Raw genomic sequence first — 14,355 nt, 5'->3', positions numbered from 1 at the left:
GAAAATAGACTTAACATTACGTCTTCTCTACTCTCTTTTTTCTATCCTCTTTATTCTTTTATTTTTTTCATTAATTGGAGTGAGAAATTTTTCACTTTTCACTCTTAATTCTTAACTAAAACACTATCCTTTAATTCTCTTTTTTCTGTTTGTTTCGTAATCTTCAAAAATCATCTCACCCAGTCCTTTCAAACCTGTATAAAAGGCTTTTCCTTGATTGGCATGCGTAAATTCTTCTACAAATTGCATTAGATAAGGATCTTGAGCAATCATAAATGTAGTGATTGGAATATGCAATTTTCTAGCTTGCTGCGCTTGTGAGTAGCATTTATTAGTGATGTATGGATTTAAACCATTACTATCTTTATAATAGGTTCCGTCAGGCAAACGTAAGCAACTTGGTTTACCATCTGTTATCATAAAAATTTGCTTGTTAGTATTACGCTTACGACGCAATAAATCCATTGCTAATTTTAAACCGGCTACGGTATTTGTATGGTAAGGTCCAACATTTAAATAGGGTAAATCTTTAATTTTAATTGGCCAAGCATCGTTACCAAAAACTAAAATATCTAAGGTATCTTTTGGGTAGCGTGTTGTAATTAATTCGGCTAAAGCCATCGCGACTTTTTTGGCAGGCGTAATTCTATCTTCACCATACAAAATCATACTGTGACTGATATCTATCATTAACACCGTACTCATTTGCGATTTATGTGTGGTTTCCTCAACCACCAAATCATCCTCGGTTAAATTAAAATCGCCAATACCATGATTAATTTGTGCGTTTCGCAAACTCTCCGTCATAGACACTTTATCCAAACTGTCTCCAAATTGGTAGTTTCTAAAATCGCCAGTATGCTCATCTCCTATTCCAACACCTTTACTTTTGTGGTTTCCGGATCCGCTGCGTTTAATATTACCAAATATTTGATCTAACGCAGATTGCCTAATAGCGCGCTCAGTTTTTGCTGTAATAGCGTTACCTTTTTTACCGTCTGGTTTAATTTCTTCACGTATGTAGCCTTTAGCTTTAAGGTCTTCTACAAAGTCGTCAATTGTATAATCCGGAGTCGTTAATTTGTATTCTTTATCTAACTCGCGAAGCCAATCTATAGCTTCGTCAAAATCTCCGGAGGTATGCGTAATCAACTCTTTAAAAACATCAAAAAGCTTTTCGAAAGGGGATTGTGAAGGGGCTTCGTATGGTTTAAATACAAAGCCTTTTCTGTTATTATTTTTGTTTTTCATGCAGTATAAAAATACGACATTTTAACACCAAAATAAATGTCTTAACATCTATTTAAGATAATGTTGATTAACTTTAGGCAAACTAATCAACCCAATATGAAAAAATTATCCTTTATCTTTTTACTACTCTTCTCTTTGACAGGGTTTTCGCAAGAATTCTCTATGGATTTAGTCAAAAACATGACACCAAGAAACATTGGTCCTGGCGGAATGTCTGGACGCGTTACATCTATAGACGTTGTACATAGTAACCCAGATATTATGTACGTTGGTACGGCATCTGGTGGTTTATGGAAATCGACTTCTGGTGGTATAAAATGGAACCCAGTATTTGACAAAGAAGTTACCGCATCTGTGGGAGCTGTTGCTATACAACAATCTAACCCTAGCGTTATTTGGGTTGGTACAGGAGAAGGTAATCCTAGAAATAGTTTAAATGGTGGTTACGGAATATATAAATCTTTAGACGCAGGAAAAACGTGGCAATCTATGGGTTTAGAAAACACGAGACATATCCATCGCGTAGTCATAGACCCAACAAATCCTGATATTGTTTATGCTGCTGCCATTGGTAGTCCATGGGGAGAACATCCAGAACGTGGTATTTTTAAAACAACAGATGGTGGTAAATCATGGAAAAAAATATTATTTGCTAACAATAAAACAGGAGCTGCAGACTTAGTTATGGATCCTACCAATCCTAACAAATTAATTGCAACACTTTGGGAGCACAAACGTGACCCTTGGTTTTTTAAATCTGGAGGATCAGGTTCTGGATTACATATTACACATGATGGTGGAGAACACTGGACTAAAGTAACAGAAAAAGAAGGTTTTCCTAAAGGAGAATTAGGGCGTATTGGTGTTGCAATTGCTGCTAATAAACCAAATATTATTTATGCTTTAGTCGAAGCTAAAAAAAATGCCCTTTACAAAAGTGAAGATGGTGGTTTTAAATGGAAAAAAGTAAATGAAAAAAGTGATATTGGAAATAGACCTTTTTATTATTCTGAAATATATGTAGACCCACAAAACGAAAACCGTGTGTATTCTGTTTACACCTATATAAATGTAAGTGAAGATGGCGGTAAAAACTTCAAGCAATTAATGCCTGCTTATGGCGCAGACAATGGTGTACACCCTGACCATCATGCTTGGTGGATCCACCCGACTAATGGTGATTTTATGATTGATGGTAATGATGGTGGATTAAACATTACAAAAGATGGTGGTAAAAACTGGCGTTTTGTTGGTAATATTCCAGTTGCACAGTTTTACCATATCAATGTAGATAATGAGTATCCATATAATGTATATGGAGGGATGCAAGATAATGGATCTTGGAGAGGTCCAGCTTACGTTTGGCGTGCACAAGCTATAAGAAATAGCTATTGGCAAGAAATTAGTTTTGGAGATGGGTTTGATGTCGTACCGGATAAAGACAATTCGCGTTACGGTTGGTCTATGAGTCAGCAAGGTTCTGTGAGCAGATACGACTGGCAGACAGGAAACAATTATACTGTAAAACCAATACATCCTGATAAAGATGTAATGCTTAGATTTAACTGGAATAGTGCTATAAATATTGATCCATTTGATAACAGCACCATTTATTTTGGTAGTCAATTTGTACATAAATCTACAGATAAAGGATTGACTTGGACGGTTATTTCTCCAGATTTAACCACTAACGATCCTGAAAAACAAAAACAGCACGAAAGTGGAGGTTTAACAATGGATGCAACGGGTGCAGAAAACCATTGTACTATTTTGGTTATCGAACCATCTGTTGTTGAAAAAGATGTGTTTTGGGTAGGTACAGATGATGGTCGTGTACATGTCACTAAAAATGGAGGACAGAGTTATGACGACGTTTCTAACAACCTAAGAGGTTTGCCAAAAGGAAGTTGGGTAGCGCAAATAAAAGCAAGTAATAAAAATAAAGGAGAAGCATTGCTTATCGCGAATGATTATAGACGTTTTAATTACACACCGTATGCTTACCGTACTAAAAACTACGGAAAGACCTGGGAACGTATCGTAGATGAAAATGATGTTAAAAGTTACACCTTATCTATTGTTGAAGATTTAGTAGAGCCAAACTTAATGTTTTTAGGGACTGATGATGGGTTATACATATCTGTTGATGCTGGAGATAAATGGACTAAATGGACTTCAGGTTTCCCTACGGTATCTGTAAAAGATTTAGTAATCCATCCAAGAGAACACGATTTAGTAATTGGTACTTTTGGACGCGCTGCTTGGGTATTGGATGATATTAGACCATTGCGTGCTATTGCAAAAAGCAAGCAGGTAATTGCTAATAAAATTCAACTATTCTCACCTCCTACTGCTTATCAAGCTGCTTACCAGCAGCCTACAGGAAGTCGATTTGGTGCAGACGCCATGTTTCATGGAGAAAACAGAGGTCGTGGTGCACAATTCACGTATTTAGTTAATCCGGTAAAAGCTTTAAAAGAAGATAAAAAAGATACAGATGATGATAACGCTGAAGCTGAAATAGAAGACAGTAAAAACGCTATCAAGTGGGATTCTATTTCACTTAAACTATACAACGGAGATAAGTTAATTAGAACCTTAAAACGTAAAGTTCCTGAGGAAAAAGGCCTACACAAATGGACTTGGTACATGGACGAAAAAGGAGGCGATAGACCTTCAAGAACCATTAGAAAACAAAAAAGAGAATCTGGTGGTGTTGATGTAAAACCAGGAACATACAAAGCTGTTTTAGAATATGGCGATCAATCTTCTGAAACGATGATCACGGTAGCTTCAGATCCTAGATTAGAGGTCTCTGCAAAAAATACGGACGACGTTTATGCAGCTTTAAAAGAAATACAAAACATGCGACAAATTGCTGCGGATGCCACAAAGCAATTAGCTAAAAATAAAACCTTAGCTGAAAAGTATAAAACAGAATTAACAGCATTAGATAAAGACAAGTATAAAGACCAAATAAAAGCCTCTAAAGACATTATTAAAGAGATAGATACGCTTTTAGATATCTATGTTGGAAAACAAGATAAGCGACAAGGAATTACAAAAACCTTAGATGTAAGTGTTAATAACAGATTAGGAGGCGCTTCTTGGTACACAGCAACAAGACAATCTGGACTAACAAGTACAGAACATACGTTGCTACAACATGCTAAAACCGATTTAAAAGCAGCACTTGATAAAACAAATAGCTTTTTTGATGAGACCTTTAAACCTTATTACCAGTCCATTATTAAGATAAATATGACTAAAGCAATAGATGAAATTAAAACCTTTACTTTAGATTAATTGTTTGTAATTTGCAAAAGCATAATTATCTGCTTAACTTTAAACAAATCAAATAAAAAAAATCATACAATGAAAAAAATATCATTACTACTATTAGTGTTAACCTTTGGCGTATTTATAAGCTGTAAAAAGGACAAAACACAACCTGAAACCGAAAAAACAGTAGCAGAAACTGCTAAAAAAATCAAATTAAAATTAGAATCTAAAAGCGGAAGTACTGCAACTGGAAATGCTGTTTTTACAGAAGAAGACGGAAAAATTAAATTTACTGCAATGTTAAGTGGATTAGAGCCAGGTATGCATGCAATCCATATTCATCAAACAGCAGATTGTTCTTCAGATGATGGAAAATCTACAGGAGGACATTGGAACCCAACTGGAGCACCTCACGGAAAATGGGGAAGCCCTGAAGGTTACCATAAAGGAGATATTGGAAACATGGAAGCAGATGCTAATGGACATGCAACAATTATGCTATCTACGGACGAGTGGTGTATTGGATGTGGAGACAAAAACAAAGACATTGTAGGAAGAGCAATTATTGTACATGCAGGTACAGATGACTACACAACGCAACCAACTGGTGCAGCTGGTGGACGTGTAAGCTGTGGTGGAATTATAGAATAATTACCCTACCATATTATTATAAAAAAATCGCTTTTAAGCGATTTTTTTATGCCATTAAATCATATCTTAGAAGTCACATTAATTCGTATATGGATTTAGACAATTTAGTAATACAATTTAAAAATAAGGACGAAAAAGCATTCGAGAAACTATACAATATGTATAGCGATAGCATGCATGGCGTTATTTACAATATTGTTAGAGATAACACTATTGCTGAAGAACTTATGCAAGACGTTTTTATAAAAGCTTGGCACAAATCAGATAGCTACGACGTTAAAAAAGGACGTTTTTTTACTTGGTTAATTAATATTGCTAGAAATGCGGCGATAGACAAAACAAGATCTAAAGCGTTTAAAAATGCAAGTAAAAACCTTAACTCCGATTTTTTCGTAGATATAATAGAGTCTCAAGATAATTTAGACAGTAGTACTGATGCTATTGGAATAAAGAAATTTGTAGACAAATTAGCAAAAAAATGTATCGAAGTTATAGAGCTATTATACTTTAAAGGCTTTACACAGAAAGAAGCTTCAGAAGAATTGAATATGCCTATTGGTACGATAAAGACTAGAAATAGAAATTGCATCAAAGAATTAAGAGAATCCGTATTATAATATGAACATTAACGACTACATAAACTCAGGTATACTAGAACTATACGTTGCAGGTCAGCTTTCTGAAACAGAGAGTAAAGAAGTGTATGACCTAATGTTAAAACACCCTGAAGTATTAAAAGAAGTTTTAGAGATTGAGGCAGCCATAGTAAAACTAACAGCAAGCGTCTCTCCTAAAAAAGATATTTCGTTTAATACTATTAAAGGGCGATTAAATAATAATAATAATAATAGTACTTCTGGTAAAGTTATTAGCTTAAATAGATCTAAAACTAAATGGATAAATTATTCAGGTTGGGCAGCTGCTGTAGTATTAGCAGGTGGATTAATTTGGACTATTAATATGAAATCTACTTTAGAAAATCAAATACAAACGGTTACGACGGAAAAAGACTTTTTAGAAATCCAGATGGAAACTTCTAAAACAGATTTAGCCGAAACTAAAAACTTACTAAATATAATTAGAGACAAAAGTATTATTAATATCCCTTTAGAAGGTCAAGCAGCCGCTCCAGGAGCTTATGCTAACGTATATTGGGACAAAAAAGATGATACAGTCTATTTAGATTTAAAAGGTTTACCGGAACCACCTGAAGGTAAAGAGTACCAAGTATGGTCGTTAACATTAAACCCGTTAACACCTACTAGTTTAGGTACAATAAACGACTTTATACAGGATGACAACAAGATTTTTAAGCTTAAAAACGTTAATAAATCTCAAGCTTTTGGTATAACGTTAGAGCCTGCTGGCGGAAGTCCGACACCAACAATGGAACAACTATACACATTAGGAGTATTAGCGTCATTATAACAAATCCTAATTTTAAATAGTAATAAAAAAGACACCCAATGTGGTGTCTTTTTTATTGGAGTACATTCAACTTATAAAAACACTACCAAAGGATTAGAAACAAGAAAGTGTTTGATAATTTAAATTATCAAACACTTTCAAAACAAACTAACAAAAACCAACCTTACTTTTTCATAGAATCAAACATTATACTTGTTAGTTATGCAATTAATTATTTCCCTAAATTGATTGCACTATACTTACGTAAATTTTATGGGTAAGGTTTTATTGTTTTTAAAACGAATAACTTAATGTCGTTTTAAAATAAAATGGTGTTCCTGGTGTAAAATGTATTTCTTCTACAGCCTGGGCTTCATTTTGTAATCTTGACTCTGTTAAAAACTGAGTTTCCTTCCAATCAGTATCAAAAACATTTTCAATACTTACGCCTAATTTCCATTGGGTATTAAAAGCATAGTTCAGGTTTAGATCGGTTACAAAATAACCTTCGGCTTGAACCGAATTATCCTCGTTTGCAGGTCTGTCATCCACATACCTGTAATTTATTCCTCCTGAAAAATTATTAATATCCTTAAAAGACACCCCACCTACTAAAGTAAAATCTGGAGCTAATGGTATATAATCGTTACCATCCGTTTCTTCTAAACTTCTTGCTCTAGTTAACGTTGCATCTGTATTAAAATAGACGTTGTCTGACAACTGATATCTTATCCCTAAATCCAATCCATAACGCTCAGATTTACCGCTAGGCTCAATAATTCCGGCATCACCAACGTACACAAATTCTTCTTCAGAAAACAAATACCATAATGCCGTATTTAAAACAACTTTACTTGATGGTTTCCAAATGTTACCAAAATCGACGCCATATGCTTTTGGTAAAGCATTATCTATATTTTGATTTAATACCACTCTAGAATCGTTTGAGTGAAATCCAATTCCTGATTTTAAAAACCATTGCAAATTATTATTCTGATTATATTGAATACTTAATTTTGGTAATACAGCAACTTCACTTTGTGTCAGATTACTATACGTATCACTTAATTGATCTTGGTACTGAAACTTGATATACTCCAAACGTACTGCTGGTGTAATTTTTACTTTTCCTAAATCAATTTCAGCATTAAAAAACCCATATAAATTACGCTGAATAACATCTCCTAGTTGTATATTTTCTAAAGTTGTTTTTCTATTTAAAGTATGTGACAATTCTATATCATTAACATCATCATATCGTAAACCAACTCCTGAAGTATAACTAATATCAAACGTATTATAATCTACGTTTTTTTTGAACTGTGTATTAAATCCAAAAATATTTCGGTTTTCTTTTTGCTTAATTTGATCTCCATTTATTGGGTCGTCCAAGAAAAAGGTGAAATTTGAATACAACTGAAACTTATAATTTGAATAAAACGCATTGGTTTGCATTTCAACATCATTATCTAAAACAGTACTGTGCTGAATATTAAAATTTGTACGACTAGTTTCTCCTCCTTCCGTATCATCTACCGCTCCAAAATTAGAAAGCGTTCCGTTATCTACTAAACGCTGCGGGATTTGCCCTGATGCATCCCATTGACTGGTAAAATGACTTAACGTTAACGCGACTTTAGAATTAGAGTTTATAAAGGCATTATACTTACCAATAAGGTTTAATCTATCAAAATTTTGTGGTGACTTAAAAGGACCGTCCGTTTCAATATATTCTACAGCAACATAGGCATTTTGAGAATTGTTTTTATCCAAAAGATTAAACATACCTAAAGTTCTAAGTGAATTAAACTGACCCGCAGAAAAACTAATTAAATTATCATCTAACTTGTCTTTAGTCTTAAAATCTACAAATCCAGCAGTATTAAAATCGCCATGATTAGCATAATAAGGTCCTTTTCCAAAACTAATTGTATTAATTGTTTCTGGTATTAAAAAGTGTAAATCACTATACCCTTGACCATGTGCATGAGACACCATATTAACAGGCATACCGTCTACAGATAGGCCAACATCAGTCCCGTGGTCTACATCAAAACCTCTTAAAAACAGTTGCTCAGCTTTACCACCACCAGCGTGTTGACCAATAATTAAACCAGGTACTTTCCTTAAAATTTCTTGAGAAGAATTTATAGGACTCGTCGCCAAATCAATCTTAACCATGCTATTAATAACATTAACCGGCTCTGTTAAAACCAACTCGTCTAATAAAAAAGCTTTCGTTTCTAAATTAATAATTAATGACGAATTTAAAAGCCCTTTTGTTAACAAGATGTTTTGCTTTTGATACCCTAGTAACCCAATAACTAAACTGTCTCCAACTTTAGTTTCATTAATTACAAATTGCCCTAATTGGTTAGTGTGTGCATGTTGTTTTGAGTTTTTATTATATACATAAGCATTCTCTAAAGGTTGATTGTCACTTAGAACAATCCCCTTAATAGTCTGAGCTTTAGCGGAAAAAATAAAACCTACTAAAACTATTAAAAGAAGTGATTTTTTCATGGGCGCAAATATTATAAATTATTGACATTTTTAAAAGTTAAAGGTCCTAATTCATACCCACTGTCTAATAAATCCTCTTTTAACATTGCAACTTCTTTTAACTTACCATTAGCCTTATAAATTTTTGCTAAATGATACTGTACTTCTGGTTCAAATGTTTTGCCCGCAACGTATTGTTCTGCTATTTTTAAAGCTTCGGTAGGATTATCATTATTAAAATAACTCCATGCTAATAAATCATAAGATAGCGGTGTTGGTCTATTTTCTACTTCTATTTTAGCTAAGGCAATTGCTTTTTCGCTTTTACTTTCTGCTAATATTTTTGAAGAATACACATTATACATATCGCCATAATCACGATCTTCAATTGCTAAAAAATAAGACTTTAAATAGTTATTTTTAATTAACTCTTTATTCTGAAATTCTGCAATTTCAGCCTTAAACAACAAATAATCTGGTGCATTATGTAATTGTGTAATGGCATCCAAAATACGATTAGCTTCTGTTGGATTTTTTTCATGAGAATAAACAATCCAAGCAATTCCTTTTTTAGCATAAGCGTCGTTTGGATTTAGAGCTAATGCTTTTAAATAATGATTATAAGATTGTTGTATTTGTCCATCGTGCCCATAAAAATCGGCAAGATTAGTATAAGACCATTCTTTTAAATTATCTAGTTTAGAAGACTCTGCTTTAGCTGTTGCTTTTTCTAAATATTTTATTGCCGAATCTAAATCGCCATTATGATCACTCCATTTAGACAATCTAATTAAATAACCAAAATTGTTTAAATCCTTAACCGTTTCTAGATAGTTTTTAGCTAGATTATAGTTCCCTAATTCCATATGCACATCAAAAAGCATTTTTTGAGTACCATCAAGGTTTTGACCATTTTCTTCCGCTTTATTAAGTAGTACTAAAGCTGATTTAAATTTATGTTGAGAAATATAATTACGTGCCAAAGCCCTTAAGTATCCGGCAGTTTTATATTGTGTTTTTTCGTTTAAAGTTACTAATGCATGTTCAGCATTTTTAAGATGACTGATAGATCCTGTAGATTTAAATAACCTAGATTCTGCACCTGCTATTTGAGATAAATAAGAAATTTGGTTTGGTGCTATCTCTAGCTTATTGGACCAAAAATCATATTCTGAAGTTGCATTGACCGTTTCAGTATTTGTTTTTAAAGATAAAAACTGGTTATAATCTTCTGGATTAGTAATGTTTTTAGTGTTTTCTGAACAACTAGTTGCTGTGATTATAACAAGTAGTAGCATGTATAGTTTTGTGTTCATAATGTTTTGTTGTTTGTTGTTTTGGGAAATGGAAATAATAAAAACCTAGAGTAAGTTAAAAGTACTCTAGGTTAAAATTTGGTCTACCAAGGAGACGCTAAATAAGGGAAAGATGTTAAAAATGCTTTATCATTTGCATCTACATTATCATTAGATAGTGTAGGGTTTTCGGTAAAATCTTCTCCACCAAAAATCAATAATAACTCTACAGTAATAACATCATCAGCCAAAGTACGCCCTGTTAAAACATTTGTACCGTCATAAAAAGTAGTTGTCCCGTCTAAAGACACATTAAGCACATCTGTAGCTAACAATCCTGTAAAAGTAGCAGCATCTTGTCCTAAAGCATTAGCGTCTCCTGCATTTGCAAAAGCTGGACTTAATGTTGTTAAGTTAGTTTCAAACATGGCTTGAAAAGCACCACTTTGAGCAGTTGGTACTGTTGTGTTAAACATATCTTTAGATCCTGAAGACACAAATACTGTATTTACAGCCGGTCTACCCATTTGGTCTTGTTGTGTATAAGTACCCGCAAAATCTGGTCCTGTTGGTGTAACTATACCTGTTGCATCATCATCGTCTGAACAGTTAAACGCTACCAATGTTAATAGAAGTACGGTAAATATATTTTTGAAATTTTTCATAATTTGTAAGTTTTAAAAAGTTTGTTATTATTTAGACTTAGATTCTACCCAAGTATTTATTGTTCCAGATCCACCAATCATTGCTTTTGGTACTTCAATTACTATAGACATTACATTACTACCAGCAAAAGTGTCTGTTCCAGGATTGTTAAATGCTGTAGCAGTACCACCAATAATTGCAGAATATTGGTTAAAATCAAAGAAAAAAGGATCATCTCTTGGTCCTGCAAAAGCAGTAATACCATTACTTGACTCAGTCATTGCAGTTTCACCATAAGCAGTAATATCTACTGCAGTTTGCGTTGCATTAGTCAAAATTGTACTACTTAAACCTGTTGTACCTGGAGCCACTGGTCCAAAAAAGTACATTTTACCATCTCTTGGTATAGCTTGGATTACTAAATCTTCAACATTGTCTCCTGTATTGTCAATGTTAAACTCGATCATGACGTTTTCGTCAAAACTAGCACTAGCTGATGCGGTAGGACTTAATAACCCTTGCACGTTTGCTACAAATACTAAATTGTTTGTGTCTTCACCCTGAAAAGCGTAAAAGTCTGTAATGTCACTTGTACCACCTTGTACTGCTGGGGCATCAATGTGATCTGCTGATAAGAAGAAGAAACTTGCTGCTGCAAATACACCTACTCCTAAAATAAATTTGAAATTTTTCATAATGTTTTTGAGATTTTTGTTAATTTATATTTTTGGTTCTCGAAGACACTTACGCAACTTTTACAATAGCGGTTTTATAAAAGTTTAGTTTTTTTGAAAAAATGTGAAAAATAATTTTAAAAAAGTATCTTTGACCTTATAATTACAAACAACAATGAACCCATCTGCTTCAGGCTGGATTAAAAAATTAATTAAAGAGCTAAAACCCGAAAAACTCTTTAAAGACAAAGACTTAGAAGTGTATTACAGACATTTTAGAGACTGTGGTTTTATATACGGAAGCAACGTAACGATTGTAAATAACTGGATTGAAAATGATGATTTTGAAGCAGACGAAATTTGTAAAATAAATTTAGTAATTGCTTTACTTATTGCCTATACTAACCATAATACTAGTCAAGATTTTTATACAGAAGTTGTTAATTTTTACAACACTATTAATAAAAAAAGAGTCTCTTTTTTACAATCTATAATAGCGTCTAAAGATGTAAAAGATCAAACCGAGAACATTATTAATAAGCGTATACAAATAGACGACAACCTTATTGATAAAAGTTTTAACTATTTTATTACCAACGCCTTACTTTTTGTAGATGTTTTAGCGTTTAGACAGTATTTAAAAACAGGCGCAATAAGTGAAAACTATATACAGCGCTACGAAGCTATAATAGAAAGTATTGTTTTGAATACTTTAAATAGTAAAAAAGAAAAATCTGAATACGATAAAAGTTTAATCAATCTGTTTGAGCAATCATTACGCTACCAGCGTGATACTGTGTTATTATATAACGAAGCTATTAAAAATGTGGATAGCAATTTATTTTCGCGCTATTGTTTAGACCTAGCAGCTATGGCTACTTGGACGGATGCAACATTGGATAACGAAGAAGTTGTATTTTTAAATACTTTAGGCGAAAACCTTAATCTAACACAACATCAGACAGACGAAGCTTCAAAAACCATTGAAGAATTTTATAAAACGTACAGACAAAAAGTACCGTTATTAGGCTCTAAAAATATTGTAAAAACATTTTACGATAACTCTACTAACATGGTGTTTAAGCTAATTAAACGTAACAGTAAACGCTTAACAAAGGAGTTATTAGAAAGTAAAGAACTGGTTATTTTATTATCAAAATCGACTGTTAGAGATTTAAGTAAAGAAGAACAAAGAAAAGTTCAGGAACAGTTACTTGACATCTTTAAATCGGTACCAAGTTTGGCTATATTTTTACTACCCGGTGGTGCTTTACTATTACCATTAGTAGTTAAATTTATACCTAAATTATTACCAAGTGCTTTTGATGACAACAGAATTGAAGACGAAGAAGAGTAAACATTACTCTAACCACTCTTTAAAATCCTTTACACGCTCTCTAGCCACAATAACCTCATCTTCATTATAATTGTTAAGCTTTATTTGTAAACGCGAATTAGTGTAGCTTATAATGTCTTTAATAGCATTTATATTAATAAAGAATTTACGATTGATTCTAAAAAAGGTATCTGGTTCCAATTCATTTTCCAAAGCCTCTAATGTGGTGTCTAATAAATAATTTCGACCTTCCGTAGTATATAGATAAGTCCCTTTGTTTTCGCTGTAAAAGCACTCTACATCATCAATATTTACTAATTTTAAATGTTGCCCTACTTTAACCGAAAACCGTTTTTTATAAACCCGGTCAATTGGATTAATCAATAACTTTTTAATATCCTCAAAATCTAAGGCAATATTAGTTTTCTGCGGAAGCCTAGTTTTGTATTTAGCAACAGCTGTTTCCAAATCTTCATCATCGATAGGTTTTAATAAATAATCGATACTATTTAGTTTAAAAGCTTGCAAAGCATATTCGTCATAAGCGGTTGTAAATATAATAGCCGATTTAACCTCAACCTGATCAAAAATCTCAAAAGACAAACCATCACTAAGCTGAATGTCTAAAAAGATAACATCTGGATGTGGGTTATTATTAAACCATTGGATAGATTCTTCCACCGAATGCAACATTGTTTCCGCAGTAATATCAATTGCTTCTAACATCCGTTTTAAACGTCTTGCAGATGGTTTTTCGTCTTCTATAATTATGACTTTCATTAGTACTATAATTTGGTTGGTTTGTTATATTATTTTACTCTATTATTCTAGATAGGTTTCAATTAAAAAAATTTAAGACTAATAGGCTATCGCTAGTTCTAATTAATTTTCAACTTATCCCTTACAACTTTTGCCTTTTGCCTTTTGCCTTTTGCCTTTTAAACTTCCTCTAATCACCTACTCCCAGCGTCTATTGTTCTTTTCTTTATTCATGTATTTTTCAATTTTACGCTGTTCCCAGTCTTTTCCAAAGAGGTAATCCGTACCAAAAACGCCTAAAAAATGAAACCCAACGCCTATTCCCCAAAATAAAGGAGTAGACCAGACAGCAAAACTCCAAAACGGTTCTCCTGACTTAGAATAAATCATTACTATTAAAAAAATATTAACGACAATATAGATTGCAAAGTGCCAATAAAAACCGACAATTTTATCCACTTTTTTCTTAGCTCTTAAATACGCTTCTTCTTTTTCAAATCTAGATTGCTGATTGTCTTCCAGATATGTATCAATGTCATTTTTCATAATGCGC

The 14,355-nt window shown here is 33.0% G+C and carries 10 protein-coding genes and 2 pseudogenes; 5 read left to right on the top strand and 7 right to left on the bottom strand.

Going from position 1 to position 14,355, the window contains the following annotated elements; genetic code table 11:
• Nucleotides 1-123 precede the first annotated feature (123 nt).
• Entirely contained in the window at nt 124-1,251 is a 1,128-nt protein-coding gene (locus ACZ2G2_RS10825; RefSeq protein WP_470392089.1) for a vWA domain-containing protein, read from the bottom strand.
• Between the two features lie 96 nt (nt 1,252-1,347).
• On the opposite strand from ACZ2G2_RS10825, the gene ACZ2G2_RS10820 reads away from it, so the two are divergent.
• The 4 genes from ACZ2G2_RS10820 (at nt 1,348) to ACZ2G2_RS10805 (ending at nt 6,612) form a co-directional block, all read left to right on the top strand.
• Nucleotides 1,348-4,557: a VPS10 domain-containing protein gene (locus tag ACZ2G2_RS10820; RefSeq protein ID WP_470392088.1), complete on the top strand. Its 3,210-nt coding sequence runs from the start codon at nt 1,348-1,350 to the stop codon at nt 4,555-4,557.
• Nucleotides 4,558-4,626: 69 nt separating this feature from the next.
• On the top strand, nt 4,627-5,184 hold the full coding sequence (locus tag ACZ2G2_RS10815) for a superoxide dismutase family protein (RefSeq protein ID WP_090839728.1): 558 nt from the start codon (nt 4,627-4,629) through the stop codon (nt 5,182-5,184).
• A gap of 89 nt (nt 5,185-5,273) precedes the next feature.
• Nucleotides 5,274-5,801, top strand: a complete 528-nt coding sequence (locus tag ACZ2G2_RS10810) for an RNA polymerase sigma factor (protein ID WP_090839730.1) — start codon at nt 5,274-5,276, stop codon at nt 5,799-5,801.
• Nucleotide 5,802: 1 nt separating this feature from the next.
• Nucleotides 5,803-6,612 carry an anti-sigma factor gene (locus tag ACZ2G2_RS10805; RefSeq protein WP_470392087.1) on the top strand — a complete coding sequence of 270 codons (810 nt, stop codon included), beginning with the start codon at nt 5,803-5,805 and terminating at the stop codon, nt 6,610-6,612.
• A gap of 273 nt (nt 6,613-6,885) precedes the next feature.
• On the opposite strand, the gene ACZ2G2_RS10800 is transcribed toward ACZ2G2_RS10805, so the two are convergent.
• The 4 genes and pseudogenes from ACZ2G2_RS10800 to ACZ2G2_RS10785 form a co-directional block, all read right to left on the bottom strand.
• Entirely contained in the window at nt 6,886-9,114 is a 2,229-nt protein-coding gene (locus tag ACZ2G2_RS10800) for a TonB-dependent receptor (RefSeq protein WP_470392086.1), read from the bottom strand.
• Nucleotides 9,115-9,125: 11 nt separating this feature from the next.
• Nucleotides 9,126-10,409 carry a tetratricopeptide repeat protein gene (locus tag ACZ2G2_RS10795; protein WP_470392085.1) on the bottom strand — a complete coding sequence of 428 codons (1,284 nt, stop codon included), beginning with the start codon at nt 10,407-10,409 and terminating at the stop codon, nt 9,126-9,128.
• An 83-nt stretch (nt 10,410-10,492) separates the two neighbouring features.
• Nucleotides 10,493-11,422, bottom strand: a pseudogene (locus ACZ2G2_RS10790) (DUF4331 family protein).
• A 33-nt stretch (nt 11,423-11,455) separates the two neighbouring features.
• Nucleotides 11,456-11,728, bottom strand: a pseudogene (locus tag ACZ2G2_RS10785) (DUF4331 family protein); the annotation flags it as partial.
• 154 nt (nt 11,729-11,882) lie between these two features.
• Between ACZ2G2_RS10785 and ACZ2G2_RS10780 the strand changes: the two are divergent.
• Complete coding sequence (locus ACZ2G2_RS10780; protein ID WP_470392084.1) at nt 11,883-13,064, top strand: LETM1-related biofilm-associated protein; 1,182 nt, start codon at nt 11,883-11,885, stop codon at nt 13,062-13,064.
• 3 nt (nt 13,065-13,067) lie between these two features.
• On the opposite strand, the gene ACZ2G2_RS10775 is transcribed toward ACZ2G2_RS10780, so the two are convergent.
• Complete coding sequence (locus ACZ2G2_RS10775; RefSeq protein ID WP_090839744.1) at nt 13,068-13,823, bottom strand: LytR/AlgR family response regulator transcription factor; 756 nt, start codon at nt 13,821-13,823, stop codon at nt 13,068-13,070.
• Between the two features lie 177 nt (nt 13,824-14,000).
• Entirely contained in the window at nt 14,001-14,348 is a 348-nt protein-coding gene (locus tag ACZ2G2_RS10770; RefSeq protein ID WP_470392083.1) for a 2TM domain-containing protein, read from the bottom strand.
• Nucleotides 14,349-14,355 lie beyond the last annotated feature (7 nt).

It is taken from the genome of Olleya sp. KKT75 (assembly GCF_055635485.1).
The sequence above is the reverse complement of the archived record's forward strand: the minus strand, read 5'-3'. Positions and strand labels throughout refer to the sequence as shown.